This is a genomic window from Bacillus sp. 0209A, from assembly GCF_036765095.1.
GTDB classification, from domain to species: Bacteria; Bacillota; Bacilli; order Bacillales; family Bacillaceae; genus Bacillus; species Bacillus subtilis_G.
Window position 1 is genome coordinate 1 of record NZ_JBAIZV010000005.1, and the last position, 26,640, is coordinate 26,640.

Annotated in this window: 25 protein-coding genes, 2 tRNA genes, 2 pseudogenes and 1 riboswitch; of the genes and pseudogenes, 9 read left to right on the forward strand and 20 right to left on the reverse strand. The window is 43.6% G+C overall.

Annotated features, from left to right (window positions below; all coding sequences use genetic code 11):
* Nucleotides 1-140 precede the first annotated feature (140 nt).
* The 10 genes from V6D44_RS16820 to V6D44_RS16865 all read right to left on the reverse strand — a co-directional run bounded on the left by V6D44_RS16820 (nucleotide 141) and on the right by V6D44_RS16865 (nucleotide 7,916).
* A tRNA-Gly gene (locus tag V6D44_RS16820) sits at nucleotides 141-214 on the reverse strand.
* A gap of 14 nt (nucleotides 215-228) precedes the next feature.
* Nucleotides 229-305, reverse strand: a tRNA-Arg gene (locus V6D44_RS16825).
* Nucleotides 306-680: 375 nt separating this feature from the next.
* Complete coding sequence (gene gmuG / locus V6D44_RS16830) at nucleotides 681-1,769, reverse strand: mannan endo-1,4-beta-mannosidase (protein WP_253268862.1); 1,089 nt, start codon at nucleotides 1,767-1,769, stop codon at nucleotides 681-683.
* Nucleotides 1,770-1,786: 17 nt separating this feature from the next.
* Nucleotides 1,787-2,734 (reverse strand): mannose-6-phosphate isomerase, class I, encoded by a 948-nt coding sequence (manA, locus tag V6D44_RS16835; RefSeq protein ID WP_202329048.1) that lies wholly within the window; start codon nucleotides 2,732-2,734, stop codon nucleotides 1,787-1,789.
* Nucleotides 2,731-3,630, reverse strand: coding sequence for an ROK family protein (locus tag V6D44_RS16840; RefSeq protein ID WP_253268861.1), 900 nt, complete (start codon nucleotides 3,628-3,630; stop codon nucleotides 2,731-2,733). The genes manA and V6D44_RS16840 overlap by 4 nt, the downstream gene beginning before the upstream one ends.
* Before the next feature lie 28 nt (nucleotides 3,631-3,658).
* Nucleotides 3,659-4,372 carry a transcriptional regulator GmuR gene (gene gmuR, locus V6D44_RS16845; protein ID WP_148964486.1) on the reverse strand — a complete coding sequence of 238 codons (714 nt, stop codon included), beginning with the start codon at nucleotides 4,370-4,372 and terminating at the stop codon, nucleotides 3,659-3,661.
* Between the two features lie 138 nt (nucleotides 4,373-4,510).
* On the reverse strand, nucleotides 4,511-5,908 hold the full coding sequence (locus tag V6D44_RS16850) for a glycoside hydrolase family 1 protein (protein ID WP_333516752.1): 1,398 nt from the start codon (nucleotides 5,906-5,908) through the stop codon (nucleotides 4,511-4,513).
* 17 nt (nucleotides 5,909-5,925) lie between these two features.
* On the reverse strand, nucleotides 5,926-7,254 hold the full coding sequence (gene celB, locus V6D44_RS16855; protein WP_202329034.1) for a PTS cellobiose transporter subunit IIC: 1,329 nt from the start codon (nucleotides 7,252-7,254) through the stop codon (nucleotides 5,926-5,928).
* Between the two features lie 18 nt (nucleotides 7,255-7,272).
* Nucleotides 7,273-7,605 (reverse strand): PTS lactose/cellobiose transporter subunit IIA, encoded by a 333-nt coding sequence (locus V6D44_RS16860; protein ID WP_087993592.1) that lies wholly within the window; start codon nucleotides 7,603-7,605, stop codon nucleotides 7,273-7,275.
* Nucleotides 7,605-7,916, reverse strand: coding sequence for a PTS sugar transporter subunit IIB (locus V6D44_RS16865; RefSeq protein WP_087993591.1), 312 nt, complete (start codon nucleotides 7,914-7,916; stop codon nucleotides 7,605-7,607). Before V6D44_RS16865 ends, V6D44_RS16860 begins: the two co-directional genes overlap by 1 nt.
* A gap of 175 nt (nucleotides 7,917-8,091) precedes the next feature.
* Nucleotides 8,092-8,191, forward strand: a riboswitch (purine riboswitch).
* 54 nt (nucleotides 8,192-8,245) lie between these two features.
* Between V6D44_RS16865 and pbuE the strand changes: the two genes are divergently transcribed.
* Nucleotides 8,246-9,412 carry a purine transporter PbuE gene (gene pbuE / locus V6D44_RS16870; protein ID WP_087993601.1) on the forward strand — a complete coding sequence of 389 codons (1,167 nt, stop codon included), beginning with the start codon at nucleotides 8,246-8,248 and terminating at the stop codon, nucleotides 9,410-9,412.
* Between the two features lie 214 nt (nucleotides 9,413-9,626).
* Here the strand turns inward: pbuE and V6D44_RS16875 are convergent.
* Both V6D44_RS16875 and V6D44_RS16880 read right to left on the reverse strand, forming a co-directional pair.
* A pseudogene (locus V6D44_RS16875) lies at nucleotides 9,627-10,246 on the reverse strand (YdhK family protein).
* A 158-nt stretch (nucleotides 10,247-10,404) separates the two neighbouring features.
* The gene (locus V6D44_RS16880) at nucleotides 10,405-11,382 is read right to left on the reverse strand and encodes an HD domain-containing protein (RefSeq protein ID WP_087993589.1); all 978 of its coding nucleotides are present in this window, start codon (nucleotides 11,380-11,382) and stop codon (nucleotides 10,405-10,407) included.
* 36 nt (nucleotides 11,383-11,418) lie between these two features.
* Here V6D44_RS16880 and V6D44_RS16885 point away from each other — a divergent pair.
* From V6D44_RS16885 to V6D44_RS16900, 4 genes and pseudogenes are all read left to right on the forward strand, one after another.
* Nucleotides 11,419-11,662: pseudogene (locus V6D44_RS16885) on the forward strand (GNAT family N-acetyltransferase); the annotation flags it as partial.
* A 17-nt stretch (nucleotides 11,663-11,679) separates the two neighbouring features.
* The gene (locus V6D44_RS16890) at nucleotides 11,680-12,168 is read left to right on the forward strand and encodes a DUF4944 domain-containing protein (protein ID WP_087993588.1); all 489 of its coding nucleotides are present in this window, start codon (nucleotides 11,680-11,682) and stop codon (nucleotides 12,166-12,168) included.
* Nucleotides 12,169-12,422: 254 nt separating this feature from the next.
* On the forward strand, nucleotides 12,423-13,811 hold the full coding sequence (gene phoB, locus V6D44_RS16895; RefSeq protein ID WP_087993587.1) for an alkaline phosphatase PhoB: 1,389 nt from the start codon (nucleotides 12,423-12,425) through the stop codon (nucleotides 13,809-13,811).
* Nucleotides 13,812-13,876: 65 nt separating this feature from the next.
* A complete protein-coding gene (locus V6D44_RS16900) occupies nucleotides 13,877-14,587 on the forward strand; it encodes a DUF4352 domain-containing protein (protein ID WP_087993586.1) in 711 nt (236 codons plus the stop codon).
* A 37-nt stretch (nucleotides 14,588-14,624) separates the two neighbouring features.
* Here V6D44_RS16900 and V6D44_RS16905 read toward each other — a convergent pair whose 3' ends face one another.
* From V6D44_RS16905 to V6D44_RS16915, 3 genes are all read right to left on the reverse strand, one after another.
* Nucleotides 14,625-15,812 (reverse strand): macrolide family glycosyltransferase, encoded by a 1,188-nt coding sequence (locus tag V6D44_RS16905; RefSeq protein ID WP_087993585.1) that lies wholly within the window; start codon nucleotides 15,810-15,812, stop codon nucleotides 14,625-14,627.
* Between the two features lie 148 nt (nucleotides 15,813-15,960).
* Nucleotides 15,961-17,223, reverse strand: coding sequence for a glycoside hydrolase family 18 protein (locus V6D44_RS16910; protein WP_087993584.1), 1,263 nt, complete (start codon nucleotides 17,221-17,223; stop codon nucleotides 15,961-15,963).
* 124 nt (nucleotides 17,224-17,347) lie between these two features.
* Entirely contained in the window at nucleotides 17,348-18,022 is a 675-nt protein-coding gene (locus tag V6D44_RS16915; RefSeq protein WP_087993583.1) for a GntR family transcriptional regulator, read from the reverse strand.
* A 248-nt stretch (nucleotides 18,023-18,270) separates the two neighbouring features.
* On the opposite strand from V6D44_RS16915, the gene V6D44_RS16920 reads away from it, so the two are divergent.
* Entirely contained in the window at nucleotides 18,271-19,008 is a 738-nt protein-coding gene (locus V6D44_RS16920) for a sulfite exporter TauE/SafE family protein (RefSeq protein WP_087993582.1), read from the forward strand.
* 25 nt (nucleotides 19,009-19,033) lie between these two features.
* Here V6D44_RS16920 and V6D44_RS16925 read toward each other — a convergent pair whose 3' ends face one another.
* The 3 genes from V6D44_RS16925 to V6D44_RS16935 form a co-directional block, all read right to left on the reverse strand.
* On the reverse strand, nucleotides 19,034-20,242 hold the full coding sequence (locus V6D44_RS16925) for an MFS transporter (protein WP_087993581.1): 1,209 nt from the start codon (nucleotides 20,240-20,242) through the stop codon (nucleotides 19,034-19,036).
* A 189-nt stretch (nucleotides 20,243-20,431) separates the two neighbouring features.
* Nucleotides 20,432-20,755, reverse strand: a complete 324-nt coding sequence (locus tag V6D44_RS16930; RefSeq protein ID WP_087993580.1) for an AzlD domain-containing protein — start codon at nucleotides 20,753-20,755, stop codon at nucleotides 20,432-20,434.
* Nucleotides 20,752-21,477: an AzlC family ABC transporter permease gene (locus tag V6D44_RS16935; RefSeq protein ID WP_087993579.1), complete on the reverse strand. Its 726-nt coding sequence runs from the start codon at nucleotides 21,475-21,477 to the stop codon at nucleotides 20,752-20,754. Before V6D44_RS16935 ends, V6D44_RS16930 begins: the two co-directional genes overlap by 4 nt.
* A 119-nt stretch (nucleotides 21,478-21,596) precedes the next feature.
* On the opposite strand from V6D44_RS16935, the gene V6D44_RS16940 reads away from it, so the two are divergent.
* The 3 genes from V6D44_RS16940 to V6D44_RS16950 all read left to right on the forward strand — a co-directional run bounded on the left by V6D44_RS16940 (nucleotide 21,597) and on the right by V6D44_RS16950 (nucleotide 23,374).
* A complete protein-coding gene (locus V6D44_RS16940) occupies nucleotides 21,597-22,154 on the forward strand; it encodes a helix-turn-helix domain-containing protein (protein WP_289346560.1) in 558 nt (185 codons plus the stop codon).
* A gap of 80 nt (nucleotides 22,155-22,234) precedes the next feature.
* A complete protein-coding gene (locus V6D44_RS16945; protein WP_333516753.1) occupies nucleotides 22,235-22,729 on the forward strand; it encodes a MarR family transcriptional regulator in 495 nt (164 codons plus the stop codon).
* Nucleotides 22,730-22,744: 15 nt separating this feature from the next.
* The gene (locus V6D44_RS16950; protein WP_087993576.1) at nucleotides 22,745-23,374 is read left to right on the forward strand and encodes a nitroreductase family protein; all 630 of its coding nucleotides are present in this window, start codon (nucleotides 22,745-22,747) and stop codon (nucleotides 23,372-23,374) included.
* A 96-nt stretch (nucleotides 23,375-23,470) separates the two neighbouring features.
* On the opposite strand, the gene V6D44_RS16955 is transcribed toward V6D44_RS16950, so the two are convergent.
* Both V6D44_RS16955 and V6D44_RS16960 read right to left on the reverse strand, forming a co-directional pair.
* Nucleotides 23,471-26,128 (reverse strand): MMPL family transporter, encoded by a 2,658-nt coding sequence (locus tag V6D44_RS16955; protein ID WP_333516754.1) that lies wholly within the window; start codon nucleotides 26,126-26,128, stop codon nucleotides 23,471-23,473.
* Entirely contained in the window at nucleotides 26,125-26,583 is a 459-nt protein-coding gene (locus tag V6D44_RS16960) for a MarR family transcriptional regulator (protein ID WP_087993600.1), read from the reverse strand. The genes V6D44_RS16955 and V6D44_RS16960 overlap by 4 nt, the downstream gene beginning before the upstream one ends.
* Nucleotides 26,584-26,640: the final 57 nt, after the last annotated feature.

The following is a 26,640-nucleotide window of genomic DNA, read 5'->3' on the forward strand; positions in this document are numbered from 1 at the left end:
TCGCATCCTGCGATGACACCTGCGTGACCTGCGTCGTGCAGGTCTAGTTTGACTGACTACGCACATCGCTGTGCGATTTATAAAAAAATGAATTAACAGGTACGTTTTGTCTTGTTTAGTTTTCAAAGATCATTCAATAATGGAGCGGGTGATGAGAATCGAACTCACGACATCAGCTTGGAAGGCTGAGGTTTTACCACTAAACTACACCCGCGTGGTATTTTATAATGGCGCGCCCGAGAGGAGTCGAACCCCTAACCTTTTGATCCGTAGTCAAACGCTCTATCCAATTGAGCTACGGGCGCTTATCAAGCGACTTAACTATCATACTATCATTTGATGTTGAAGTCAAGAAGTTTTTTAAGAATGTTTTTTCGTTAATCGAATCTTTTTTAATTCGACTTCACTTATTATACACGTTTTTTAAAACTTGTAAACACCTTAGAAAAACTTTTTTTGTTTTTCGTGTTGTTGTGTGCTGTTCATCAGCGACGTTTAATAATATACCATGTGTATTTTATTAGGTCAACACCTTTTCTACATTTTTTTATTTCATTCTTTCACGCTTTGTTAGATGTATACTTTATCTGATCTTACAAATAGATATGAATGCCTGATCAGGGTGTGAAGATGCTCAAGACATTCATGAGCACCTTCTTAAAGTGTACAATGCTTCCTATTCATTCAACAATAGGCGTTAAAGAATCACCGTTCCATATCTCTCCCTTATTAAGTGTCCAGCTGTCGTTATATAAAGCTGAAGCACCCTTGTTTGCAGCTGGGCTCCACTCATCATTCCATGCCAGAAAGTAAATGGTTTTAGGATATTTTTGTTTTATTGCATTGATCAACAGGCTGTAATCAAAGCTGCCGTTTGCTGTTTGAGGGCCAACTTCTGTAAAGGCGAATGGTTTGTTAAGCGCCGTTAGCTGATCGTATCCGTTAATCGAATAGGCATCTTGAAAATACGCATCTAATCCGACAATATCCACGTAAGACGCACCCGGGTAGAAATCGGTTTTAAAATCTCGGTTGGCATCGGGGGAGTAAACCCAAAGCAAATGGTCAAGTCCTCTTGTGTCGGTCATATAATGATAGATTTTTTTATAGAGCTGTTTATAGAGGGAGATTCTTTCATTATCCTTTTGATTATATGAAGTAAGTCCCCACCAAAACCATTCACCGTTCATTTCATGCAGCGGCCTGAACAGAACAGGCACGCCTTGGTTCTCCAGTTCTTGAAGTCCGTCAGCAATTTTGCTGAGCATGGCATTCAGCCGCTTCCCTTCCACTGTTGAAGAATCTAATATTTTTTTATACTGATCGTTTGTAATTGATGTTTTAAAATGTCCTGATTGAAAAGCCGGATTCGCCAGGTGCAGACTGATTTGCGGAATTCCCCCGCTTTTCCAATACGATAGCAGATCTCTGTTGCAGCTTACATCTATCGAATCTTCAATATTTGCAGTGTCAAGCCATCCTCTGGCATAATCACAGCCGTAAATAGCAGGTGATTGTCCCGAAGCGTTTCGAATTCTTTCAGCTTCAGTCATAGAGAATGTGTCATGACTATAGCCTCCAAACGCTCCGGAAAGGGCTCTGTTTTCTGTTCGATTCGGCAGATGCGCAAGCCAATTCATTACTTCTTTTGTTGTCTGCTGTGCATTAGGATTAACAGGCGGCACAGTATGCGCTTCAATTGGTTTTGCCAAAGCAGCAGACACAAGTAAAAATAAGATGAGCAAACAAATCGTATGTTTCTTAAACAATGCAATTCCCCCATTCATTAAGGATGAGATATTATCAACTCACACGTTCCTTCTATTGAAAACTCGCCAAAATGCGCAGGCAGAATAAAGTGTGAGCCTGCATTACACTCATACTGAATATCATTATTTACGATTCGGCCTGATCCATTCAGGACACTCCCCAGCAAATAGGTTTGATGAGAAAGAAAAACAGCTCGGCCGCTAATCTTCCATTTGTACACGGAGAAATCATCCGATTGTACATAAACAGTAATTACGGCATTACCGACTTCTTTCACTGCCGGTGTATGCACTGTATCAATATGCGGTATCGTTATGACTTCCATGGCTTTTTCTATATGGAGAGTTCTTTTTTGGCCTTTATCATCGCAGCGGTCATAATCGTAAACGCGATACGTTGTATCAGAGTTTTGCTGGATTTCAAGGATAAGGGTTCCCTCACATAAAGCATGGAGCGTACCGCTTGGGACATAAAAGAAATCTCCGGGCTTGATTTTGAGGCGTCTCAGCAGCCCGTTCCAATCGCCGCTTTCCATTCTTTGTCTGAACTCTTCCTTTGTGCTTGCGTGATGGCCCAAAATCATTTCGGCGTCATCTTTGCAATCAATAATATACCAGCACTCCGTTTTGCCGAGATCGCCGTTTTCGTGCAGTATCGCATAATCATCATCAGGATGTACTTGCACGGAGAGATCCATATTGGCGTCCAGCAGCTTTACCAACAGAGGAAAAACCCTTCCATCTGGAAAACCGAAAATCTCCGGATGATCCTGCCATACTTGGTCAAGTGTCTTTCCTGCCAGCGGGCCGTTTTTAACAGCCGACGAGCCATGGGCATGTGCAGAAACGGCCCAGCACTCACCTGTTTTTTCCGAGGGGATCGCGTAGCCGAAAGCGTCACGAAGCTTTGTTCCTCCCCATATTCTTTCTTTAAAGACAGGCTCCAAAAATAAAGGGTGCTTCATGACCGCACCTCCCCGGATGCTGATGCTTCTTGTAAGGCCTGATCCGCTAAAACAAACGTGCCGATGATTCCGGCGTTACCGCCTAAACATGGAGGTACAATATAATCACTTATACTTTCTGACAATTCAGAAAAATCAAGATAACTGTTCATGATTTTCGGTACGTATTGATAAATATAAGCAAACACCTGTCGCTGATTCATCACGCCGCCGCCAAGAATGATTTTTTCAGGCGCAAGGATCAAAATATATTGAGACAGCGCTTGGGCAATATAGTACCCTTCCAGTTCCCAAACTTGGGTTATATCTGATAAATCAGCAGCTTTTTTTCCCCAGCGCGCTTCTATGGCGGGACCAGAAGCCAGGCCTTCAAAGCAATCCTTATGATACGGGCACTTCCCTTGGTATACATCATCCGGGTGCCGCCGGATATAAATATGGCCCATCTCTGGATGTGACAGCCCCTGAAGGAGCCGGCCCTCTACAATTGCTCCTGCACCAATGCCAGTTCCAATCGTTATATACAGGCAGCTGTCTAGGCCCTTCGCTTCACCGAAAAGGAATTCACCCAGCGCCGCAGCGTTGACATCCGTATGAAATCCGACTGGGATTTTCATTTCATTTTTAACGGTTTGCAAAAAGGGATAGTGTCTCCATCCGTCTTTCGGCGTGGCCATAATGGTTCCGTATGTTTTACTGGTTTTATCGGTATCAACGGGACCAAAGGAACCGATGCCGATAGCCTGTAATGAGAATTGGCGAAAATATTGAATCACTTTCTCTATCGTTTCATCCGGCATCGTTGTAGGGATCTCAACTCGGTCAATGATCGTTCCATCTTCTTTACCGACGGCACAAATAAACTTTGTGCCGCCTGCTTCAATACCGCCAAGCATTCAGATGGCCTCCTTGTTATCTCCGCGATCAGCGCCGTATGTTTACCGAAGTGACGACAAATTTGTCATGACGATGACGGGAAAAGGAATATTCAAATGGAATGCCGTTATCTAAGAAGCCCACATGTTCGACTTCCAGAATTGGATCATCCTTTTTGCAGCCCAGATGCTGCTGGTCAATATGATCAGATTTGCAGGCTCTGATTTTCCGGTGTGTTCCGGCGATTTTGAGCTGCAGCTCGTTTGTGATGTGGTTGTAGATCGAATCATGAAGGACATCGTCATTAATGCCCGGTATTAAATGAGTCGGCATATATGTTTTTTCCAATACATAGGGCTCGCCCTCTACAATCCGCAGCCGTACGACATAATAAACAGGTGTTTTCTGATCAATAGACAAATGGGCGGCCACTTCCTCTGTGGGAAATTGCACTTCAAACTGAATGACCTTGCTTTTGATTTTCTTATCTTTCAGCAAGTTGGTCAATCCGAGGATTTCATTGCTGACCACATGGACATGGTCATCCTGTATCGCTGATTGAATAATAAACGTGCCATGCCCTCGTTTTCTGAACAGCAGCCCTTCGGCAACTAAATTATCCAAAGCTCTTTTCATCGTCATGCGGCTTGAGTTGAACTCTTTCGCAAGAGATACTTCATCGGGAATCGGCTGATCGATCGGATAGACGTTATTTTTGATTCTATTTCTCATTTCATTTGCAATGATTTCGTATTTATTCATTGGTCTCCTCCGGCAGCTGTTAGAGTTTGATATCACATAAGCTTTTACGGATATCATAAGTTCTTTTGCCTATTTCATCAATGTTGCGGCTGATCGTGGACTCTAATCATCATGATAATTGCCGGAAGATCTGTAAATTTAGAAACCGTTTTGCTCAACAATCTCCTTGAACCATTTTCCGCTTTTTTTGATGGTCCTTTCCCCGTCTTTCTCGAGATTGACTGATACAAACCCATATCGGTTTTTATAAGCATTGGTCCAAGACCAGTTGTCCATAAACGTCCATAGGTGATAGCCTTTTACGTTTGACCCTTCCTGTATGGCGCGGTGAATCCATTTAAGGTGTTCTTTTATAAATTCAATCCGGTAATTATCTTGAATGATGCCTTGCTCATCCTTGAAGCGTTCCTCGCCTTCGACCCCCATGCCGTTTTCAGAAATAAAGCACTCGATGTTCCCGTAGTTTTCTTTTAGATTGATCAAAATATCATAAACGCCTTTTTCGTAGATCTCCCAGCCGCGATGCGGATTCATTTTGCGGCCCGGCATGACGTAAGGGTCAAAATACCTGTCCGGCAAAAAAGGAGAGTCGGGGTTCGGAAGATGTTCTTTTGCTTTTACACGTCTCGGCTGGTAATAATTCACCCCCAACAGATCAACCGTATTGTGTTTGATGACCTCAAGATCTTCTTTCTTATAGTCAGGAACAAAGCCTTCGCTCTTTAAAATGTCAACCAGCTCTTTTGGAAATTCTCCTTTAACAGATGGGTCTAAAAAGGATCTGTTAAAAAACGCGTCTGCTATTTCTCCCGCTTTCACATCCGCCGGATGGCTGCTTCTCGGATAGGACGGTGTCAAATTTAAAATGATGCCGATTTTTCCGTCCTGCTTCATCCCCTTGTAAGCCTGAATCGCACGTGCACTCGATAGCATCGTATGAAAACCGACCTGGACAGCCTCTTTAAAATCGACCTTGTTTGGATAATGGAAATCATATAAGTATCCGCCTTCTACGGGGACGATCGGTTCATTATGCGTGAACCATTTTTTCACCCGGTCTCCAAATAAACGAAAACACGTTCTCGCATAGTTTTCATAAGCGTCAACCGTTTCTCTGTTTACCCAGCCGCCGATTTTTTGAAGCTCCATCGGCATATCGAAATGAAACAAATTGACAAAAGGCTCTATTCCGTTCGCGATCAGCTCATCAATGACTCTCTTATAGAAATCTTCAGCTTTGGCATTGACCTCTCCTGTTCCATCCGGTATTAAACGCGACCAGGAAATCGACATCCGGAACGAGTTGTGGCCAAGCTCCTTCATCAGCCTGATATCTTCTTTATAATTGTCGTAAAATTGAGATGTCGCTGCGGGCCCGACATGATCAAAAAAGCGATGCGGTTCTTTTTCAAACCAGTAATCCCATATATTCTGCCCTTTTCCGTCTCTATCGGCGGCACCCTCCGTTTGTGTTGCTGAAGCGGATGACCCCCACCAAAAATCTTTTGGAAAACGATATTGTTCTGTTTGTGCCAAGTCTCTCTCCCCTTATGTCACATTTTGATACTGTTATCATTTTGCTGAGCAGCTGTTTCCTGGACAGCCTGTTCTTTTTCTTTTGCCAGATTTAATTTATCCATTGCTTTTAGGAACGGAAACCAAATCACGAAGACAATCAGCAGATTGACAAGCTGCATCACGCCCCCCATGATCGAGTTCGTCGCCATGATGCCATTAATGAATAAAGGAACCGTCCACGGCACCGTAACACCAGTCGGAGGCGGAACGAGCCCCGCTGACATGGCCAGATAGGTGACGAGCGTAACAACCATCGGCGCCAAAACCCAAGGCACAATAATGATCGGATTCATGACAATCGGAAGCCCGAAGATAATTGGTTCGTTTACGTTAAAAATACCGGGAGCAAGGCCAAGTTTTGATACTTGTTTCATCTGCCTGCTTTTCATGAATATGAGAATGGTAAAGACAATCGCAAGCGTCATCCCGGTTCCGCCCATGCCTACTGTATAAATCTCCATAAACGGTTTTGAAATAATATGAGGGATTTCTTTTCCCGCCGTGTAAGCAGAAAGGTTTTCTACCTGCAGTGTATTCCAAATCGGGTCCATCACGGAGTTGATAATAATCTGTCCGTGCAGCCCGAAAAACCAAAGGATTTGAATGAAAAACACGGCAATCAGCGTCGGAATGATACCGCTTCCAAGTCCGACAAGCGGAGCCTGAATCGCATGATAAATGACGTCGTGCATATTTGTTTTAAATAGCTGCGTCACCAGAACGTTAATCAGCAAAAACACGGTCAATGTAATAAATGCCGGAATAAGTGCGGCGAATGATTTTGCCACAGCAGGCGGAACACCCGCAGGCATTTTGATCGTCAGGTTTTTTTGAACGATTCTTCTGTAGACTTCAGCAGAAAGAAATGCCGTAATCATACCAAGAAACATCCCTTTTGCACCGAGACGATCGACCGGGATAACCCCTGTAATGGCATCCCCTGTTTCCGGTTGAACGATAAAAGGCGTTAAGAGCAAAAAGGACACCAAAGCGATCGCGCCCCCAAATACGGCTTCGACTTGATAGCTTTTTGACAGGTAATAGCCTATCCCGAACACGACAAAGACAGACATAATGCCCATAGTCGCCGTGGAGGCAATGCCGAATTGAGACTGAAACGATGTAAGCATTGACGCATTCATAATTTTGTTTAAGAACGGCAAGTTCGTTAACACCACAAAAATGGATCCGAATATCGTAAGCGGGAAGGCCAGCATAAACGCATCTCGCAGCACTTGCAAATAGCGGTTATTGTTTAACCTCCCTGCAATTGGAACAAGGAATTGGCTGATTTTCTCGAACACCCTATCCACCCCGATTTTTTATAGATTCTTTGTTTGAAAGAGATCAAGCAGTTCTTTCACTAATTCTTTCATGGTCAATGTTGACATCAGGTGATCCTCCGAATGCATGAGCAGCAAGGAGAAATCCGCCGCTTCCCCGCCTGATTCTTTCTGTATCATTTGAAAGTGAATGTCATGGGCCGCGGATAAATCCCGCTCCGCCTTGGCAATGAGGGCATCCGCCTCTTCCTTGTTCCCTTCCTTGTAGGCGCGCAGTGATTGTATGATGCAGCTGCGGGCATTCCCGCTGTGCAGGATAAGCTGAAAACTGATTTGTTCGTCTGTTAAATCCGTGATTTTTATGTGCTCCATTATTGATTCTCCATTAATGACACTGCCTGCTCATACGCTTTTTTGCCATCTGCCATTCCGTAGGCCATCATGTCAATAACTTCAACTCGAATATTGTATTGATCCGCCTCTTTTTGCAGTTCGCTTTTCAGAAAGCTCATTTGCGGTCCGATCAAAACGGCATCCGCTTTTCTCATGTCTTCTTTCGCCTTATCTTGGCCGACAGCCCAAATCTCTGCTTCCTCTCCGATGGATTGTGCGTATTCCTTCATTTTTGTCACCAATAAACTGGTGGACATTCCTGAACTGCACGCAAGTAATATTTTTTTCAACTGCTATCCCCCCTTGTGATTAAAACGCTTACAATCATTATTATAGTCATTATTTTTTAAATGTCTATACTTTTAAAAAATAAATATAATCATATATTGGTACAGTTCATCGCTTGTACATTTTTCTATGGAAGATTCATTCATAATGTGTTACACTCATCAACAGAAACGAATCAATTGAATAGCTATGATCACTTGTATAACCTCAATAATATGGTTTGAGGGTGTCTACCAGGAACCGTAAAATCCTGATTACAAAAATTGTTTATGACATTTTTTGTAATCAGGATTTTTTTATTTGTCAAAACATTTTAGTAAAGGAGTTTGTTATGAATTTTAAAGTTTTCCTGCTTGCAGCTTCTACAATTGCAGTCGGATTGGTTGAGTTAATTGTGGGAGGAATTCTTCCTCAGATCGCAAATGATTTAGATATTTCCATTGTCTCAGCCGGGCAGCTGATCAGTGTGTTTGCGCTTGGCTATGCAGTGTCAGGGCCTCTGCTTTTGGCATTGACTGCGAAGATTGAGCGGAAGCGTTTATATTTAATTTCCTTATTTGTTTTCTTCCTTAGCAATCTTGTGGCCTATTTCAGCCCTAATTTTGCAACGCTGATGGTGTCAAGGGTATTGGCTGCGATGAGTACGGGGCTGATTGTTGTACTTTCCTTAACGATTGCCCCGAAAATTGTAGCGCCTGAATACAGAGCGCGCGCAATCGGCATTATTTTTATGGGATTCAGTTCTGCTATCGCATTAGGTGTGCCGCTCGGAATCTTAATCAGTGATTCCTTTGGATGGCGCATTTTATTCCTTGGCATTGGACTTTTGGCGCTAGTCTCCATGCTGGTTATTTCAATCTTCTTTGAAAAGATACCGACGGAAAAAATGATACCTTTCCGAGATCAACTCAAGACGATTGGCAATCTGAAAATCGCGAGTTCACACCTTGTCACGATGTTTACTTTAGCGGGGCACTACACGCTATACGCCTACTTTGCGCCGTTTTTGGAAGAAACTCTTCACCTGGGCTCTTTCTGGGTCAGCATTTGTTATTTCCTTTTCGGGATATCTGCTGTGTGCGGAGGTCCTTTCGGAGGAGCGCTTTCTGACCGGCTTGGTTCGTTTAAGAGCATTTTGCTGGTGACCGGTTCCTTCGCCATCATTATGTTCTTACTGCCGCTGTCAACGTCATCTATGATTTTCTTTTTGCCTGTCATGGTGATTTGGGGACTTCTGAGCTGGAGCCTCGCCCCGGCTCAGCAAAGCTATTTGATAGAAATTGCGCCAGATTCGTCTGACATTCAGCAAAGCTTTAATACGTCTGCTCTCCAAGTCGGAATTGCCCTTGGCTCAGCCATTGGCGGTGTTGTTTTGAATCAGACGGATAGTGTTGTCTCAACGGCCTGGTGCGGCGGATCGATTGTCATTATCGCTGTCCTGTTTGCCTTAATTTCTTTAACAAGACCTGTCCAGACAGCAAAAAAATCCTCCTTGTAAAAAGAGGATTTCAGATTGTTGACAAAATCCTAAAACGGTTTAGTTTTAGGATTTTGTCATCTTTTCAGCGTGGTTGAAAACCCTTGAAGTCTAGGAAAGGCGAGCATTGGAGCGGAGCGAATGTCCTAATTCGTGAGCACCAACGCACAGGCTTGACAACGAATGCTAGGGTTTGTCGACACGCTGAAAATCCTCCTTGTAAAAGGAGGATTTTTTATGATTTAGCTGAAAGCTCGTCTTCGGTGACCCATTTGTGGTTTTTCACTTTTTCACCGCTAGTTGTCGATGTATAGTCAACCATGTATACGGTTGTTTTTTCGGCGGAATCGATCTCGGCTGTTGCTCCCTTCATGCCTTTCATATGAGAAGCCTCTAAGATCACCTGATCTCCGGGGTTTAAAGTTTTCTCTCCCGCATCTTTGATTTCTTCTTGGATCACCCATTTGTGATGATCTACACGCTGTCCTCCGTTTGTCGGAGTGTAAGAGACAACATACGCCGTTGTGTCATAGGCGCCTGTCACTGTAGCTTCGGCACCTTTCATGCCTTTCATATGAGATGCATTGATGATCACTTGGCTGCCTACTTTATATTTCGGATTTTTAGATTCCTGTAATCCCTCTGGTACGTCAGCTGATCCGGAATGGTCCATTTCTTCATGTGATGATGAATCTGAATGATTTTCATGTTTATTTTCTTTTGTGCTATTGTTATTGCCGCATGCTGATAAAACAAAAACAAGAGATAACATCAGGATTCCCAGTGCTTTTTTAGAGAGTTTCATGTTCATTCTCCTTTGCTTCATTTTTTACTGTTATTTTTGCCAGCAGACAATAAAACGAATAACTGCAAGCAAATATGTCCTTTCGATAATACTATACCCCCGAACGGTATGTAAATACGCTGATATTCTCATAAAACGATCCCACAGTTTGTCCTATTCCCCTTGATTTACATAGCCAAACATGAAAAAAGCCGCTGTCACGCGGCAACTAGTGATGCAACACTTTTATATACACACCTTTTTTTGCTTTTTGATAAGCCGCCTTCCCCATCTTTCTCACCTTTTCAGAAACGTCTGAGGCTTTGATCCATTCATCTTCATGAAAAATGGATGGATCGATGAGACGCATTTTCTTCTTTTGATGGAAATCGTACTGGATGTCATCTTCTTTTACTTGGATGCCGGGATGAATATGTTTAAGCAAGCTGATTACTTCTTCATGTTTTGATGCATGCAGAATGTGGAGTACCTCTTGATCCGTTTTTAGCAGATCTTCTGCGGATATGATATTGTGCCGCAGCGCAGCCTTCAACGTTCTTGCTAAGTATTCATAGCCATATACATTCACAGGATTCAAAAAGAAATCAATCACTTCCATGTAATACACCCCGACAAACCATTCGGCGGCTTCGATACCATCCGGAAACGTCTTTCCGTTTCTCACAATAAGATGATCTAAAAAGCTTTGCGCTTCGAGCAGGCTAATGTGTCCATATCGGTACATGTCGCGCAGCGTATAGTCTATCCGATCGGCACAAAGCTCCGGAGCGGGCTGTTCCAGCAATGTCCATCTCGTATCGTCTGATAAAAGTTCTTCGGCTTCATAACCGTGTTTTTTTAGAATACCCGGGATCTCAGAGTGAACAATGACTTGTTGAAAGATGTTTTCATGATAATCTTCCTCTTCATTTTCAAAGACAACATCGATTACATGAGAAAAAGCGGTGTGTGACACATCGTGGAGCAGGCCTGCAATCTGTTCCTCTATTGTTCCTCCAAGCTTTTTGATGAGGAGCATCACGCCGATGGAGTGCTCATACCGGGTCACATTCCACTTTTGATTGACTAAAAAGCTTGCTCCGCCTTGATAGATTCCTTTTAATCGTTGCACCGGCGAGCTTTTGATAAGCTCTTCCAGCACTCCGTCTATATGATGCCGCCCGTAAATGACATCGTTGATTTCCATACCGTCACCTCAATATTTATTTTCTTATCGTTATATATTGTATATTTAGATAATATTATTGAAAAGAATGGGATCGGCTCAGCTTTACTGCTGCAGGTTGAAAAGATGGCTAAAGCTTATCACAACGAACGATAATGTACCCGATGGCGTTTTATCAAAAGAGGGGCTATCAATTTGCCGCATTGTTTCCAAACGCAGTTGAAAAAGCGAGGCGGCTCAAACCGAAGAAAACGGCATTTTGATCCGGGATGAAATTCTTTTTTCAAAGGTAATTAATTAAACGAATAGGAGTTTATTATGTCCAGTCTTTATAAATACCCTCTCATTTTCACGGCATCCCTATTATTGGTTTTCTGCTTGATCTTTTTTTCGTATCAGCTTATTCATCATCTGCGATTGGAATATCCGAATTGGCGGGGAGAAAGCAAAGATCGGAATTGGGAAGCTGTTTTTACCAAAAATGAAGATGCCCTTAACGAATACAGCGGCAATCTTTATTGGATCGGTGATACGGCTAAAGCTGACAACACTTATGTGGAATCTCTGATTGTAAAAAAAGATGATGAGGTTCTGCTGAATTCTGATACAGAAATCCCCATCCGAGATTATTCCGGCGGCACTTCCCGCGATGGAAGCGCAAAAGAGAAGTCCGTTTCTTTTTTGGAGCGATTAGATGAACATGAGCTTGAAGGCCATGATATTACGGTTGAAGTGAAATGGAAGCAAGGTGATCATTATACTGCGAGTCAGTTTTCCCTTAATGAAAAGACCTTGTTTGATCATTAAATAAAAGCAGGGATTTTTATAGAGGTCCCTGCTTTCTTTTTGTAAATTGTCATATCTCCCAGTCTCTTGATCCCCCTTGTCCCCGGCATCCAGCTTTTCTATATGCTCATCCTCACTCAGCCTGAAGGCCCCCCATTGTCCCCCACTCTCTTATTCTTGTAAATCTAATCTTTATAATCGATTAATACTTGCTTAACACTTAAAAAATATAATGGGGTTGTCATTGAGATCATATATTATAGGAGGTTATCCAGTTGAAAAAATTCCCGAAGAAATTACTGCCTATCGCGGTTTTATCATGTATTGCGTTCAGCAGCTTAGCCGGAGGCAGTGTGCCTGAAGCCAGCGCCAAGGAAAAGAAAAAGGGGAATCAAGACGAAATTAAGAATGTGATCGTACTGATTGGTGATGGTATGGGTGTGTCGTATACGTCCGCTTATCGTTACTTAAAGGATAATAAAAAGACAAAGTTTGTAGAGCCTACCGCTTTTGATCAATACCTTGTCGGCCAGCAAACGACTTACCCTGAAGATCCAGAACAAAACGTAACAGATTCTGCAGCTGCGGCAACGGCTATGTCAGCTGGAGTGAAAACATATAACAATGCGATTGCGGTGGATAACGACGGGTCAGAGGTCAAGACGGTTCTTGAAGCAGCGAAAGAAAAAGGAAAATCAACAGGCCTTGTGGCTACTTCAGAAATTACACACGCCACTCCCGCCTCTTTCGGTTCCCACGATCACAGCCGGAAAAACATGAATTCGATTGCCGATGATTATTTTGATGAAATGGTAAACGGCAAGCACAAAATTGATGTGCTTCTTGGCGGAGGAAAAAGCAATTTTGACCGCAAGGACCGCGATTTAATCAAGGAATTCAAAAAAGCGGGTTACAGCTATGTGGATGACCGCAAGAGCATGCTTAGAAATAAAGACAGCCAAGTTCTCGGCCTATTCGCTGACGGCGGCCTGCCTAAAATGATGGACCGTACGAAGGATATCCCTTCATTAAAAGATATGACAAACACTGCGATTAAAAAATTAAGCAAGGATAAAGACGGTTTCTTCCTCATGGTCGAAGGCAGCCAGATTGACTGGGCGGGACATGACAATGATATCGTCGCCGCCATGAGTGAGATGGAAGACTTTGAACAAGCTTTTAAGGCGGCTATTGATTTCGCCAAAAAAGACAAACACACATTGGTTGTCGCAACGGCTGACCACTCCACAGGCGGATACTCAATCGGTGCGGACGGCATCTACAACTGGTTCAGTGAACCTATTAAAGCCGCAAAGCGCACACCCGATTTTATGGCAGAAAAAATCGCTGACGGCGCAGGTGTTGAAAAAACATTAAAAACGTATATTGACCAAAAGAAATTGGCTTTAACTAAATCAGAAATTCAATCTGTTGAAAAAGCCGCAAAAACGAAAGAAGTACTTGAAATCGATAACGCGATTGAGGAGATTTTCAATAAACGCTCCCACACTGGATGGACAACAGGCGGACATACTGGTGAAGATGTTCCCGTCTACGCGTACGGGCCGTCAAGCGATGATTTTGCAGGCCAAATTGATAATACTGAAATCGCGAAAAAAGTTTTCAGCGCTTTACAATACAAGATTAAGATTAACGATAAGTAAAAGAATACAAGGTGCCCCGTTGCTTGTATGAAGTAACGGGCTCTCTTTTTAATGGAGGAATCATGATGAGAGGAATTATTTCGATTGCTGTTTTTATCGTCATGCTTGCGGGCTGCTCATCAAACGTCAATACAGAAAAACAAAATGCGGGCGAGGAGCAAGCGGTAAAAGCCACACCGCAAAGCACGTCATCTCAAAAAGACAGCAGAGATGATTATCAGCCCAATTCACAAGTCACCGATGACCGATCTTTGATGAAGGCGGGCCAAACGTTTTCTGATGACAAGGGAAAAGCTGTTTTAAAGAATATCAAGCAAGTGAATCAAACCTATAAGATTGGCGACGTGGAGTTAACAGTAAAAGAAATGAAGCTGATCCACTTGCGCCCGGACTACAGCATGATTGATTATTTTCATGTATTAACACACGATGAAGAGTTTGATTTCGTTAAGGTCTTCGTTGACATCAAGAACACATCTTCAAAAAAAGTAAATGTTGCGCCGGTTGCCTTGATGAAAACAAATACAGGGGAAACCTTTGATTGGAACAAAGATATTTATCTTGAAGAGTTGAATGGCGAATTGGAAGGCGGAGCAGAAAAGTCCGGAAATCTCGGATTTATTGTAAATGCATCAAGCGGCCATGCTCATGATGAAGATGCTGATGATAAGAAGAAAGAAAAAGAGATCAAGTGGATCGAAATCACAACAAGTGACGTCTTTGACCACAACCATCAGAAAATCAGTGATGCTCAAAAGATCAAAATCGAGTTTTAAATGACGAACTCCCGTACCAGGTACGGGAGTTTGTTGTTTATTTGTTTTTTTGACCAATCAATTCATCAATCCGCTCCATCACTTCATCCATGTCCATACACTCTTGGAAGCTTTGATTGATTTTTTGAATGCCTTCCGTATATTGATCGTGATGCATAACCTCATCTACGCCCTGTTTTAATTTTTGTACATCGACGTCATCTTTAGAAATGACATAGCCTGCATGGAGTTCCGAGAGACGCTGCGCCACCATCGGCTGATCCTTGTCATGGGGCATTACAACCAGAGGCACATTGAAATGAATGCCTTCATTTACGCTGTTCATTCCGCCGTGTGTAATAAAAACATCAGCTTGCTCCAGCACTTCAAGCTGAGGGACATACGGGGCGATGATAAAGTTTTCCGGCGCCTGCTTTAGTTTGGTCAGATCCGCTTTTTCCCCGGCAGCGATGACGACTTTTCCGTTGAAGCCGGAAAATGCATCTATACAGTGATTGAAGAATTCTTCCGTATTGTCCAGAACAGTTCCCATTGAGATATAAATGACCTTTTCATCTTTTAACTGTTCAATCGGGAAATCTGTTTTTTCCGCTCTCTTTGGAAAGCTGGGACCGATAAACAGACAGTCATCCCCAAAGCGATCGCTTTCCGGCTGAAAATAACGGCTTGTATACACTACATTTAATTCCCCTTTATTGTTCATGAATTGCACCATGTTTTTCGGGGCAACACCGTACGTTTCTTTCATTTTTGCCAAAAGGTCTTCGCACTCTTGATCCAATTCAAGCGGCGCTCCGGATTCCGGATGCAGAGGCAGGATTTTCAGATGCTCTTCGCCAAACAGGAAGGACGCCGATGAAGAGACTCCAGGAATATCTAAGAAATCCCTCACCAATTCCCCCGCGCCGAATTTATCATAATAAACAAAATCAAATTGAATACTCTTAGATAAGTCTTTCACAATATGTAAAATATCCAGCGAGGTTTTGATATGGATTTTAAGAAACTCAAGAATTCCATTGGGTGAAGCGATTTGAATAGGTGTTGTTCGCAGCAGATCCTGATGTAGATGGACAGTTGCTCCCGCCGCTTCTAATCGTTTTTTATATTTTTCAGTTGAAATATAATGGACGTCATACCCCTTTTCGGAAAATGCTTTTGTGATGCCTAAAGTAGGGTTCACATGGCCTTCCGCGGGGAAATTTAAAATCAATACTGTTTTCATTTTGACTACTCCCTCTCACACGCTTTGTTTGATCAGACTACTACTAATCGTAAAATGGGGACGGAACGCCATGCAAGGGACAAATGATTGAATTATTCTGCGTCTCTTGTCTAAAACCTGAAAAGACACCTGGCTTTGGTGTCTTTTTTTATACCTTTCTGATCGTAAAAAATTTCCGCAAGAGCCATGGGCCTGGCGTGAAACCCAAGGTTAACTGCCAAGCGCCTATAGCTTGCAATCCGTATTCCCGGACGATCAGCATTTTCCGGCTCATGCTTCTGACATCTTCAAACCATACCTCATGCGTCCGCCCTTCTTGATCACTGTACCGGTAAAAAGGTGATTGATATTCGGCTGAATATTGGATCGGCGTTTGGTACCTCATCGCTCTTTCGATTGCGTTTTGATTTGAAATGGCTGAAGCAACAGTTCCCGGCTGGTACGGGATGATCCAGTCGTACCCATAAAGAGGGACTCCGATGATGATTTTTCTGCGCGGCACCTGCGCAATCGCAAACTCAATGGTTCTCCTGATCTCAGTAATCGGCGCTACCGGGCCCGGCTCACTTCCTGCATGATGCCAATCATAAGCCATAATAAACATATAATCGACAACTGCTCCAATCCCTCCGTAATCGTAGCCTCTCAGCCATGGGATCTGATCGCTTGTTTTTGCCGGAACAGCTATCGTCAGCACATACCCTCCTGCCTGAAGGCGGTCTCTCAGCTGACGTAAAAACCCGGTAAATAGATCACGATCCGCGGCGCTTACCTGTTCAAAATCGATTGTCACCCCCCCATATCCTCTTGTGGAAACTAAATAATAAATATTGTTAACCAGATTGGTTCTCGCTGTCGGGTTGTTCAGGACTTGGTGAACGATCTCCGTACTGAAGCCTTCTGATGTGAGATTCGTGATCGTTGCCAGCGGTGTGACTCGTCTTTGCCATGTTGTCTCAATCGCGGCCTTATCATTTAATTGGTTTGCAATGTCGCCATTAGGTGCAATATGGTATTCGAAAATCGAAATCGAAGACGAGTATGGCGCAAAGTCATTAATTAACTCCCGATCGAGATCAGGATTTCGGAGCACATAAAAACTCAGCGTCCCCGCAATGTAATTTGAGATAGAAGGGATCGTTATTTTTGCTCCGACTTGCAAAGCATTTGGGCTGATGCCCGGGTTTGCGGCCCGCAGTCGCTCTAATGGAACAAACGCTTTTTCCGCAATGGCGGTCAGCGTGTCTCCCGGCTGCACTGTATATACATAAAGAGGGATTAGCAGAGCCTGCCCCGGCACGATATTCGTTTCGTCTAACCCATTCACACCCCGGATTTGATCAACAGCAGCATCGTATCTTCTGCCTATGGAAAACAAAGAATCACCAGGCCGGACGATATGGATAAACATGTGTAACCCCCATTATTCGTTAGTCAATCTATCATAAAATCTTATTACCATAATCCCTTATATATGTTAGTGAGCGCAAAAAAACCAAGGGGCAAGATTCCCCTTGGGACGGATCACACAATAATCAATTCTCTTTTCTTTCTTCAAGCACATGCTTCAAGTGCTCACAGTCATGATTGAAATGAGCCTCCACATACTGTTTGGCTGCTTTTTTGTTTTTCTTTTTCACTTCTTCAAATATTTTGCGGTGTTCACTCAGTATCGTTTCTGCACGGTGGTCGCCAGTATAATTAAGGATTCTGCAAAAGTGAATCAGATCATTTACATGCTCAAGCAAATTGTTCAAATGTTTGTTATGGCTAAAATCGACAAGCAGCTCATGAAACTTTTGGTTTAAACTGATGATTTCCGTATCTTCCATTCCGTTGTGAATGGCTTTTTCTGTTTCTTCAAGCTGTTTTTCAAGAATGGCAAGCTCTTCCTCATCCGCTTCGTCTATGACTAACTCAACTGCCAGCTGCTCCAGCGGAATTCTGATTTTATAAATCTCATCTACATCTTTTGCCGTTAACGACGTAATAGAAAATCCATTTCGGTCATCTGCTTTTAACAAACCGTCTTTTTCAAGCAGCCGCATGGCTTCCCTTATTGGAGAGCGGCTGACACCAAAGCTTTTCGCCAGCTGGGTTTCGTTTATCCGTTCCCCCGGCTTAAAAGTTCCGTTGAAGATCATTTTTTTCAGTTGGTTATAAAATTGCAGGTAGTAAGGAGTCGGTTTGTCTAATTTAAAATCGTCCATATATAATACCTCTTTTGAATATATTCATGGGCTTTTCTTCATGAAAATCATATAACAGATGGTAATGGGAAGCAATAAACTGCCTTGTCAAATCTCAGAATTCGGGGTACGATATGTTTGCTGAACGACGGTCGACGGACTACTGACAACTGAAAAATCGGCATGTTTTTTCATCGTCAATAGAACACCATACCTCCGCCAGAATAGCACTTATTACATTTTTAGACCTTTTCAATGGAGGAAAAAATATGCTCATTATTCTTGTTATGTTTCTTCTCGGGATTATTTTAGGCTTTATAGGTGCCGGGGGTGCAGGCTTTGTCATTGCACTTTTAACTCTTCTTTTCCATGTTCCTATTCATACGGCTTTAGGCACTTCCCTCGCCGGGATGGCTTTCACCAGCTTATCAGGGGCATACAGCCACTATCGTGAAGGCAACATTCAAATGAAAATCGGCTTAATAGTCGGATGCTTTGCTGCGGTCGGCTCATTTTTCGGCGCCAAACTGACATCGTTCATTCCGGCTGATTTGCTTCATTATTTGACGGCGGGAATGTTGTTTTTATCAGCGATTCTCATTTTAATCAGATTGTTTCTTTTAAAAGAGAAGGCTCAAATGAATCAGAGCCATCTTTCAACGTATACGAGAGCGGTCATCTTAGGAATTGTTTCCGGCGTTCTTTCCGGCACATTCGGCATAGGGTCGGCGCCTTTTATTCAAATCGGTTTAATGATCATGCTGAACCTGTCTATTCGCCATTCTGTCGGAACGACGATGCTTGTGATCATTCCCCTCGCTGTAGGTGGAGGAATCGGATACATTACAGAAGGTTTTGTCGATTATATACTGCTGATCAAAGTCTTGGTCGGCACGATGTGCGGTGCCTATGTAGGTGCGAAATTCACCAACCTTATGCCAAAGGTGGTTCTGAAATCGGCCATCTTCTTGACTCCGGCGATTGCGGGCCTGCTGTTATTATTCTAACTAAAACAAAAAACCTGACGCCATGTCAGGTTTTTTGCTCCGCTCGTTCTTTCGTTAATCCAAAAAACGCCAGCGAGCCGATGACCGCTGTCACAAACATGATCGCTCCCATTGGAATGGCAGTCGTTTCATTAATGCCTACAAACGGGGAGACGATCGATCCGAGGAGAAGCGGCAGCATGCCGAGCAGCGCGCTTGCGCTTCCGGCTCGGTGCCCCTGCTTCTCCATGGCCAGCGTAAACGTGCTGGTCAAAACCATGCCAATTGTAATCATGTAAATGAAGATGGATATGACTAGTGTGGCCAGAGGGCCGTGAATCATGGTCATAGTCAAAAGCACAGCCGTCGCAATCATAGCTGTAATGACCGCTATGCGAAGCAGTTTTTTTTCATGGATGATTCCGCCAAAGCGCCCGATCATAAAGCTGCCCGATATAATCGCCAGGCCGTTAATGCCAAACAGAATACTAAACACCTGCGGCGACACCCCGTAAATACCCTGGTATACAAATGGGGTACCGGACACATATGCAAAGCTTCCTCCATGTATAAACCCAACAGTTAACGCGTACCCCATAAAGGACCGATCCTTCAGCAGACTGCCCATCGTTTTGACAGATGTTCCGATTGAGCTTGGAATCCTTTTTTCCGGCGGCAGCGTTTCTTTTAGTCTAAATGCAATCAAAAGAACAAGTAAAAATCCGATGATCGTTAACAAGTGAAAAATCGTATGCCACGTTGCAAATGGCAAAAGCAAAATGGCGCCGCCTGTCATAGGTGCTACCATTGGCGCAACTGCTGTAATGACCATTAACAGTGAGAAAAATTTAGAAAGCTCTCTTCCGGTAAACACATCGCGGACGATGGCGCGAGACAGCACAAGCCCTGCTGAAGCTGTGAACCCCTGTAAAAAACGCGCAGCCACTAATGTTGTAATATTGGGCGACAGCGCACAAAACAGAGAAGATAGCGCAAATAAAAAAATACAGATTAATAGCGGCTTCCGTCTTCCCTGCGCATCACTGACCGGCCCGACAATCAGCTGGCCGATGGTAAGCCCGACCAGACAGGCTGTTAAACTTAACTGTACAAGTGAAGCGCTTGCTGATAAATCATTCGCGATTTCAGGAAAACTTGGCAAATACATATCGATATTAAGCGGGCCCAATATAGCAAGCATGCCGAGCAGAAACGCCAATGCCAAGCGTTCTTTTCCAGTTGGGTTTTGCAGCATGTTATCAAACCTTCCCTTCAACCTAGTCCCTTATGTAAGATGTCAACTTCAACGATAGATTGAAGCTATAAAAACATTTGTATATTGTATCATAACTTTCAGTCTGTGAAAGCCGCTTAAAGCTTGAACGAAAGACACAAAAAAATCAGGGTCTTCTGCCCTGATCAAGTAAGTGCCGATCCTCTTGTTTTATGCCCATAATCGCAAACCCGCCATAAGAAGAACGCCGGTGATCACAGTAATGGATAAACTTTTCGTTTTCATCGCAATCAAGAGAGTCGGGATCAAGATAACGGCTGCGGGCCAATTCAATTGAAGAGTATCATTTGACTGAATCATACAATCCTTTACGACAAGTGCTGTCAATATACAGACCGGCACATAGGAAAGCCACTTGAGCACGGGCTTCGGCAAAGTGATATTTCGAACAACTAAAAAGGGAATGACGCGGGGAATCATCGTGACCAGCGCACAGCCGATAATCACCATCAAGATGTATATATTGACACTCATTTATCCGTCACCACCCCGATTGTGGCTACGATAACCGTTGATATGATGACCGCAAGATGAGACGGCATAAAGAAAGAAAAAACAACCATGGCAATCACCATATAGATCATGAGTGATACATAATGTTTAAGCTTCGCCGGCACAACATGTTCCAGTTGAAGAACCAGCAGCGCTAAAAACATAGCCGTCACCGCAAAATCCAGTCCGAACGATTCCGGATCGGTAATCCACTTGCCAAAAACAGCCCCCGCCACACAAGACAGCACCCAGCACGCATATGCTGTAAGATTTAAACCGAACATCCAGCGATCGTTAATGGGCTCGTTTTTGACAATCTTATTTGAAGCAACACCGAACGATTCATCTGTCACCATCATACCGATACCTACATTTTTCGCCAGTGAATACTTTGAAAAATGAGGAGCAAGCGCGGCGCTTAATAGAAAATTCCGCAAATTCACAATAAACGTAGTCAGAATAATGGCGGACATCGGGCTGTTCGCCGCTAACAACGCACACATAATGAACTGGGCGCCGCCTGCAAAAACCAATCCTGACATTAACACAATTTCCATTACGCTTAAATGCGACGCAACCCCCACGATTCCGAGAGCCAAGCCTACACTGATGTAACCGATCAGCGTCGGAACACAATCTTGAAATCCTTGCAAGAATGTTGGCTCGTCAGTTTTTGTATGAGTCATTTCTTTTTCAGATATCATTCTGTCCTCCTCCTCGTCTAACATATTATACACACGTATGTTATAACTGACAACAGAATGTGATAACAGACTTCCATATGTTATAATAAAAGCGAATATGGACGTAAGGAGATACATGTATGGATGATATCCAAGCCATTATTGCAATGAATCTGGTCAAACTTAGAAAAAACAGAAACCTGACTCTTGATCAAGTTTCTGAATTAACGGGTGTCAGCAAAGCGATGCTCGGACAAATCGAAAAAGGAAAGTCCACCCCGACTGTCACTACACTATGGAAGATCGCAAACGGGCTTCAAGTCTCCTTTTCTGTATTTCTGAAAGAAGACAAACCGATAGTTAGAAAAATTAATCTGAGGGATATTGAACCTGTTACAGATAATGAAGAAAACTACAGCGTCTACCCTTTTTTCCCCTACAATCCTGAAACAAAGTTTGAAATTTACGTTGTTGATCTGAAACCTGGATGTATTCATGAAGCAAAAACACATTTAGGAGAAGAATATCTTTTCATTAAAGAAGGCGAATTAACGGTTAATCTGCAGGGCCAGGAGCACATGCTCGCTTCAGGAGACGCCCTGCAGTTTACAGGGTCAACCCCGCACAGCTACATCAATTCTTCTGAAGACACGGCCAGCTTTTTTCTGCTGATGTTTTATCCTGAACCGCAAGAATAACCCAAAACCTCCCTTCACATCTGGGGGGTTTTTCAAATATGCAAATGGCTTGCAAGTTGAAATCAATCATTGTATATTAATTGATGAGTCAATCATTGATATATCAATTAATTATGTTGACAAGAAAGAAGGGATGGGTTTTGGCGTCATTTTGTTCAGAGGAAGCCGAGATTTTATATCAGCTGCAAGGCGTGAACAAGGTGATTGGCGTGAAGTTCGAGGCATGCACGGGTATCAGCCAATCTCGTTTGGAATTGCTGTCATTGCTTTATCATGCAGATGAGATCAGTCAAAGCGACCTTCAAAAGAAAGTAAATATTGATAGCGCCGCCGTCACTAGACACCTAAAACAGCTGGAAGCCAAAGGCATGGTCTCAAGACGGCGCAAACCCGAGGACAACCGCATCACCCTTGTTCAGTTAACAGATCGAGGAAGAGAGCGGATCGAGTCTTCTAAGCAAGAAAAGGAGCGTTTCATGAAGGAAATGCTCGCAAATGTAAGTGCAGACGAGCGCCGCCTGCTCATTGATGTGCTGGCGCGTATGCGTAACAACATAGACAATATCGAAGCTTAAGAGGAGTGTATCAACATGATCAAAACAAACGATTTTATGGAGATTATGAAAGGCCGCCGTTCTATTCGCAACTATGATCCGACGGTGAAAATCAGCAAAGAAGAGATGACAGCAATCTTAGAAGAATCAACAACGGCGCCATCTTCTGTCAACGCTCAGCCATGGCGTTTTCTCGTCATCGACAGCCCGGAAGGAAAAGAAAAGCTCGCACCGCTTGCAAGCTTCAACCAAACGCAAGTCACAACATCATCTGCTGTCATCGCTGTATTTGCAGACATGAACAATGCTGACTATCTAGAAGAAATCTATTCAAAAGCGGTGGAACTCGGTTATATGCCGCAGGAGGTAAAAGACAGACAAATCGCCGCGCTGACAGCTCATTTTGAAAAGCTTCCGGCGCAGGTGAACCGCGAAACGATCCTGATTGACGGCGGTCTCGTTTCAATGCAGCTGATGCTGACTGCACGCGCGCACGGCTATGATACAAATCCGATCGGCGGATACGATAAAGAAAACATCGCGGAAACGTTCGGGTTAGATAAAGAACGTTATGTACCTGTCATGCTTCTTTCTATCGGAAAAGCAGCGGACGAAGGCTATGCCTCCTACCGTCTGCCAATTGATACAATTGCAGAATGGAAGTAAAACAAAGAGCCCAGACGTATGTTCTGGGCTCTGTTTTCATTTTGTTGCTGTCAACAATCAGACAAGAGAGATGGAAATTCCCACCTCTTGTCTCTATTATTCTTTGATTTTCTTCCTGCCAAACGGCCACCAGTTTCCTTCTCCAAAGGTCACGATGATTGCCGGCATAAAGAGCGGAAGAATGACGAGGCCGTAAAGCAGCAGTCCGATAATGATAACACTTGCCACCTGCATCAGCGTATTGACGCCCGAGGGCATCATCGCCGCGAACGTGCCGGCCAAAATAATGGCCGCCGTAATAATGACTGATCCCATTTTGCTCATTGATCTGATGACACCTTGTTCAATGCCAAGGTGCACCTCTTCCTTAAATCGGTCAAGCAAGAAGATCGAATAATCTACGCCTAACGCGATCAAGATGACAAAGCTGAAGAATGGTACTGCCCAGCTGACGCCGGCATTTCCCAGGCCGTTCACAAAAATCAATTCTGTTATGGAGATCGACGTATAGTATGTCAGCAGCAATGACGCGATCATATAAATCGGCATGATCATCGAGCGGAACAAAATGGTTAACACAATAAACAAGCCTATAATCATGATCACCATTGTTCTGGAGAAGTCCGTTGTGGACAGTTCTTTTAAGTCCGCATTCACACTTGTGACTCCGCCGTATACGATCTGGGCATCCTCCAGTGGAGTGCCGTCAACTTCGTTTGCTACGGCTTTTTTGATTTGATTGATTGTTGTAATGGCCTGTTCTGAATAAGGATTAGAGTCCAGAACGACGCTTAATTTCACGCCTTTGCCATCCGCAAAGGAATATTGGTCAATTGACTTCTTAAAGCCTTTATCCTTCATGACTTGATCAGGAATGAATATGCCTGTATCTCTTACGCTTGAGCTTTTGCTCATGTTCTCTAACATATCACTGGAAGCTGACATGCCGTCAGAGATTTTCGTCAAACCGTCATTTGCGCTCTTCACGCCTTCGGCCAGCTTCTTTAGGCTTTCTGTCAGCGTCCCGGCTTGTGCCTGCTGGCCTGAGAGCTGCTGGTCCGCTTGTTCAAGGCCGGTTTGAATCTGTCCAAGCTGTCCGCTGATTGCCGTAAGCTGCTGTACGGTCTGTGCGGTATTGCCGGTTTGGGTAATCTGTTTGCTCACAAGCTGCAGCTGCTGATTGATTTTGCCCAATCCGTCTGCCGCATCGCCTAGTGAACCGCCGGAGCTGCTATTTGAGGCTGAGCCCGTTTGCCCCGCCATTTGATTCATTCCGTTTTCTATATCCGTTAAACCGCTCTGGACATCGGCAATTCCTTTACCCGTCTTATCCAGCCCGTCTGAAACCAAGCCTAGCTGTTTATCAATATATAAATCTTTGATTTTTTCTCCAGTCGGCTGCGTGATGGTCATGACAGAGTCCACATGATCGACTTTCTCAATCGCTTTGCTGACATTTCCGAGATAAGGGATTGTATCAGCTGTTGTGAGTTCTTTGTCTCCTTTCACGACAACATTGATCGGGAACGCTTTCCCTTCACCGAATCCATCTTTGATAGCCTCAAGAGCTTTTATTGATTTATAATCGCTGCTGATCTCTGCAGTCGAATCGAATGAAATCTGGTCATCATAGGTCAAGATGAACGGAAGCGTGATGATCACCGTAATGACAATAAACAGAAACGGACGCACAACCGAATGTCTGCCGAGAAACGCCCATAATTTATTATCACTGTGCGACAGCACTTTCTTAGAAGGCCAGAATAACTTTTCACCCAGTGTCACCATAAATAATGGCAGCAGTGTATAGAGGATGATCATTAAAATTCCCACACCGACTGCGACTCCTACTGCTGATTGGAAAATCGCAAACTTCGCAAAGCCTAACGCAGAAAACCCGATCAATACCGCAAATCCGCTGATAAATAAGGTTTTTCCCCCTGTACGATAAGCGATTAACGCCGCTTCTTTTTTTTCATGTCCATTTGCCAATTCTTCACGGAATCGGGTCAGAAGCAGTATGCAGTAATCTGTTCCGATGCCGAACAGGATGGCGACTAAGAAGGTTTGCGTAAACGTCGAGATAGGAAAATCAACATTGTACACGAGAATGCCCAATATGGATTGACTGATCAGATATGAAAACCCGACAACCACAATCGGGATAAAAGGCGTCACAACAGAGCGGAACACAATCAGCAGTAAACCGATGATCAAGCAGACTGTGATCACTTCCGTTTTCTTGAGCCCTTCCTCTGAACTGTGGGCGAAATCCTGATTGATGAGGGAGGCTCCCGTTATATATGCCGTCAAATTATCAGGAACGATTTTATACATGTCATCCGCGATTTTTTCCGCCTTTTTATCAGAACCTGTAATCGTGACAGGAACGAGGATGGTTTTCTTGTCTTTCGAGATTAATTGGTCTTTGACTTCTTTTTCCGCTGTAAGAGGAGACGTTACATCTTCTACACCGTCGATCTTTTTGATTTTATCGATCATTGTGCGGAGCTGATCTTCTGTCTCTTTTTTCAAAGCGTGGTCTAATGTAAAGACCATACTGATCGAATTATTGTCTTCTCCCGCTTGTTTTAAAATGGCATTTGCTTTTTCTGAAACAGCATCAGCGGGAAGCTGGGCCTGCCCCTTTTGATTCGCCAGCTCCGTTACGTTCGGAGAAAACAAACTCAGTATCACGGTAAGTGCTAATATAAAGGCTGCAATCGCCCACTTGAATTTGATGATCGCTCTCATTCGGCAGGATCTCCTCCTTTAAATTTGCTTTTTAGAATGGTGAATATCTCTATGATAGAGTGTAAGTGTTCCTCATCTATATCATCGATTAGCTCTTTAAGAGCGTTAAAGATGGCTGAATCTAATTTTCCCAGGATGTTTTCACCGCTGGCTGTGATGTGAATAAGCTTAGAGCGCTTATCACTTTTTGCCGGACAGTCATCCCATTCAACCAATCCTTTTTCAAGCAGCTTTTTCAGTCTGTTCGAAATCGCGCTCTTATGTACATTTTGATACATGGCCAGGCTGCCGGGAGAGGTTGGTCCTTTGACTTTTAAAATTTTTAACAGGTCCGCCTGTTCTCTGGAGATATGCTTGAAGACATCCTGATTGATTTCACGATGCACAAACTCTGTCCCTTCTAGTAATACTTCCACAAACAGGTTTATCGCCTGACATAGCTTTTGTTCATTCAACATCTTCCCCTCCTCATTATAGTTTATCCCCCTAAACTATATGATCAATGTCAATTA

What these genes read in the sequence shown, in the direction of transcription:
- manA (WP_202329048.1), bottom strand. Translation starts at nt 2,734, where the DNA reads ATGAAGCACCCTTTATTTTTGGAGCCTGTCTTTAAAGAAAGAATATGG.
- V6D44_RS16840 (WP_253268861.1), bottom strand. Translation starts at nt 3,630, where the DNA reads ATGCTTGGCGGTATTGAAGCAGGCGGCACAAAGTTTATTTGTGCCGTC.
- gmuR (WP_148964486.1), bottom strand. Translation starts at nt 4,372, where the DNA reads ATGAATAAATACGAAATCATTGCAAATGAAATGAGAAATAGAATCAAA.
- V6D44_RS16860 (WP_087993592.1), bottom strand. Translation starts at nt 7,605, where the DNA reads ATGGAGCACATAAAAATCACGGATTTAACAGACGAACAAATCAGTTTT.
- pbuE (WP_087993601.1), top strand. Translation starts at nt 8,246, where the DNA reads ATGAATTTTAAAGTTTTCCTGCTTGCAGCTTCTACAATTGCAGTCGGA.
- V6D44_RS16880 (WP_087993589.1), bottom strand. Translation starts at nt 11,382, where the DNA reads ATGGAAATCAACGATGTCATTTACGGGCGGCATCATATAGACGGAGTG.
- V6D44_RS16890 (WP_087993588.1), top strand. Translation starts at nt 11,680, where the DNA reads ATGTCCAGTCTTTATAAATACCCTCTCATTTTCACGGCATCCCTATTA.
- V6D44_RS16900 (WP_087993586.1), top strand. Translation starts at nt 13,877, where the DNA reads ATGAGAGGAATTATTTCGATTGCTGTTTTTATCGTCATGCTTGCGGGC.
- V6D44_RS16905 (WP_087993585.1), bottom strand. Translation starts at nt 15,812, where the DNA reads ATGAAAACAGTATTGATTTTAAATTTCCCCGCGGAAGGCCATGTGAAC.
- V6D44_RS16910 (WP_087993584.1), bottom strand. Translation starts at nt 17,223, where the DNA reads ATGTTTATCCATATCGTCCGGCCTGGTGATTCTTTGTTTTCCATAGGC.
- V6D44_RS16915 (WP_087993583.1), bottom strand. Translation starts at nt 18,022, where the DNA reads ATGGACGATTTTAAATTAGACAAACCGACTCCTTACTACCTGCAATTT.
- V6D44_RS16920 (WP_087993582.1), top strand. Translation starts at nt 18,271, where the DNA reads ATGCTCATTATTCTTGTTATGTTTCTTCTCGGGATTATTTTAGGCTTT.
- V6D44_RS16925 (WP_087993581.1), bottom strand. Translation starts at nt 20,242, where the DNA reads ATGCTGCAAAACCCAACTGGAAAAGAACGCTTGGCATTGGCGTTTCTG.
- V6D44_RS16930 (WP_087993580.1), bottom strand. Translation starts at nt 20,755, where the DNA reads ATGAGTGTCAATATATACATCTTGATGGTGATTATCGGCTGTGCGCTG.
- V6D44_RS16935 (WP_087993579.1), bottom strand. Translation starts at nt 21,477, where the DNA reads ATGATATCTGAAAAAGAAATGACTCATACAAAAACTGACGAGCCAACA.
- V6D44_RS16940 (WP_289346560.1), top strand. Translation starts at nt 21,597, where the DNA reads ATGGATGATATCCAAGCCATTATTGCAATGAATCTGGTCAAACTTAGA.
- V6D44_RS16950 (WP_087993576.1), top strand. Translation starts at nt 22,745, where the DNA reads ATGATCAAAACAAACGATTTTATGGAGATTATGAAAGGCCGCCGTTCT.
- V6D44_RS16955 (WP_333516754.1), bottom strand. Translation starts at nt 26,128, where the DNA reads ATGAGAGCGATCATCAAATTCAAGTGGGCGATTGCAGCCTTTATATTA.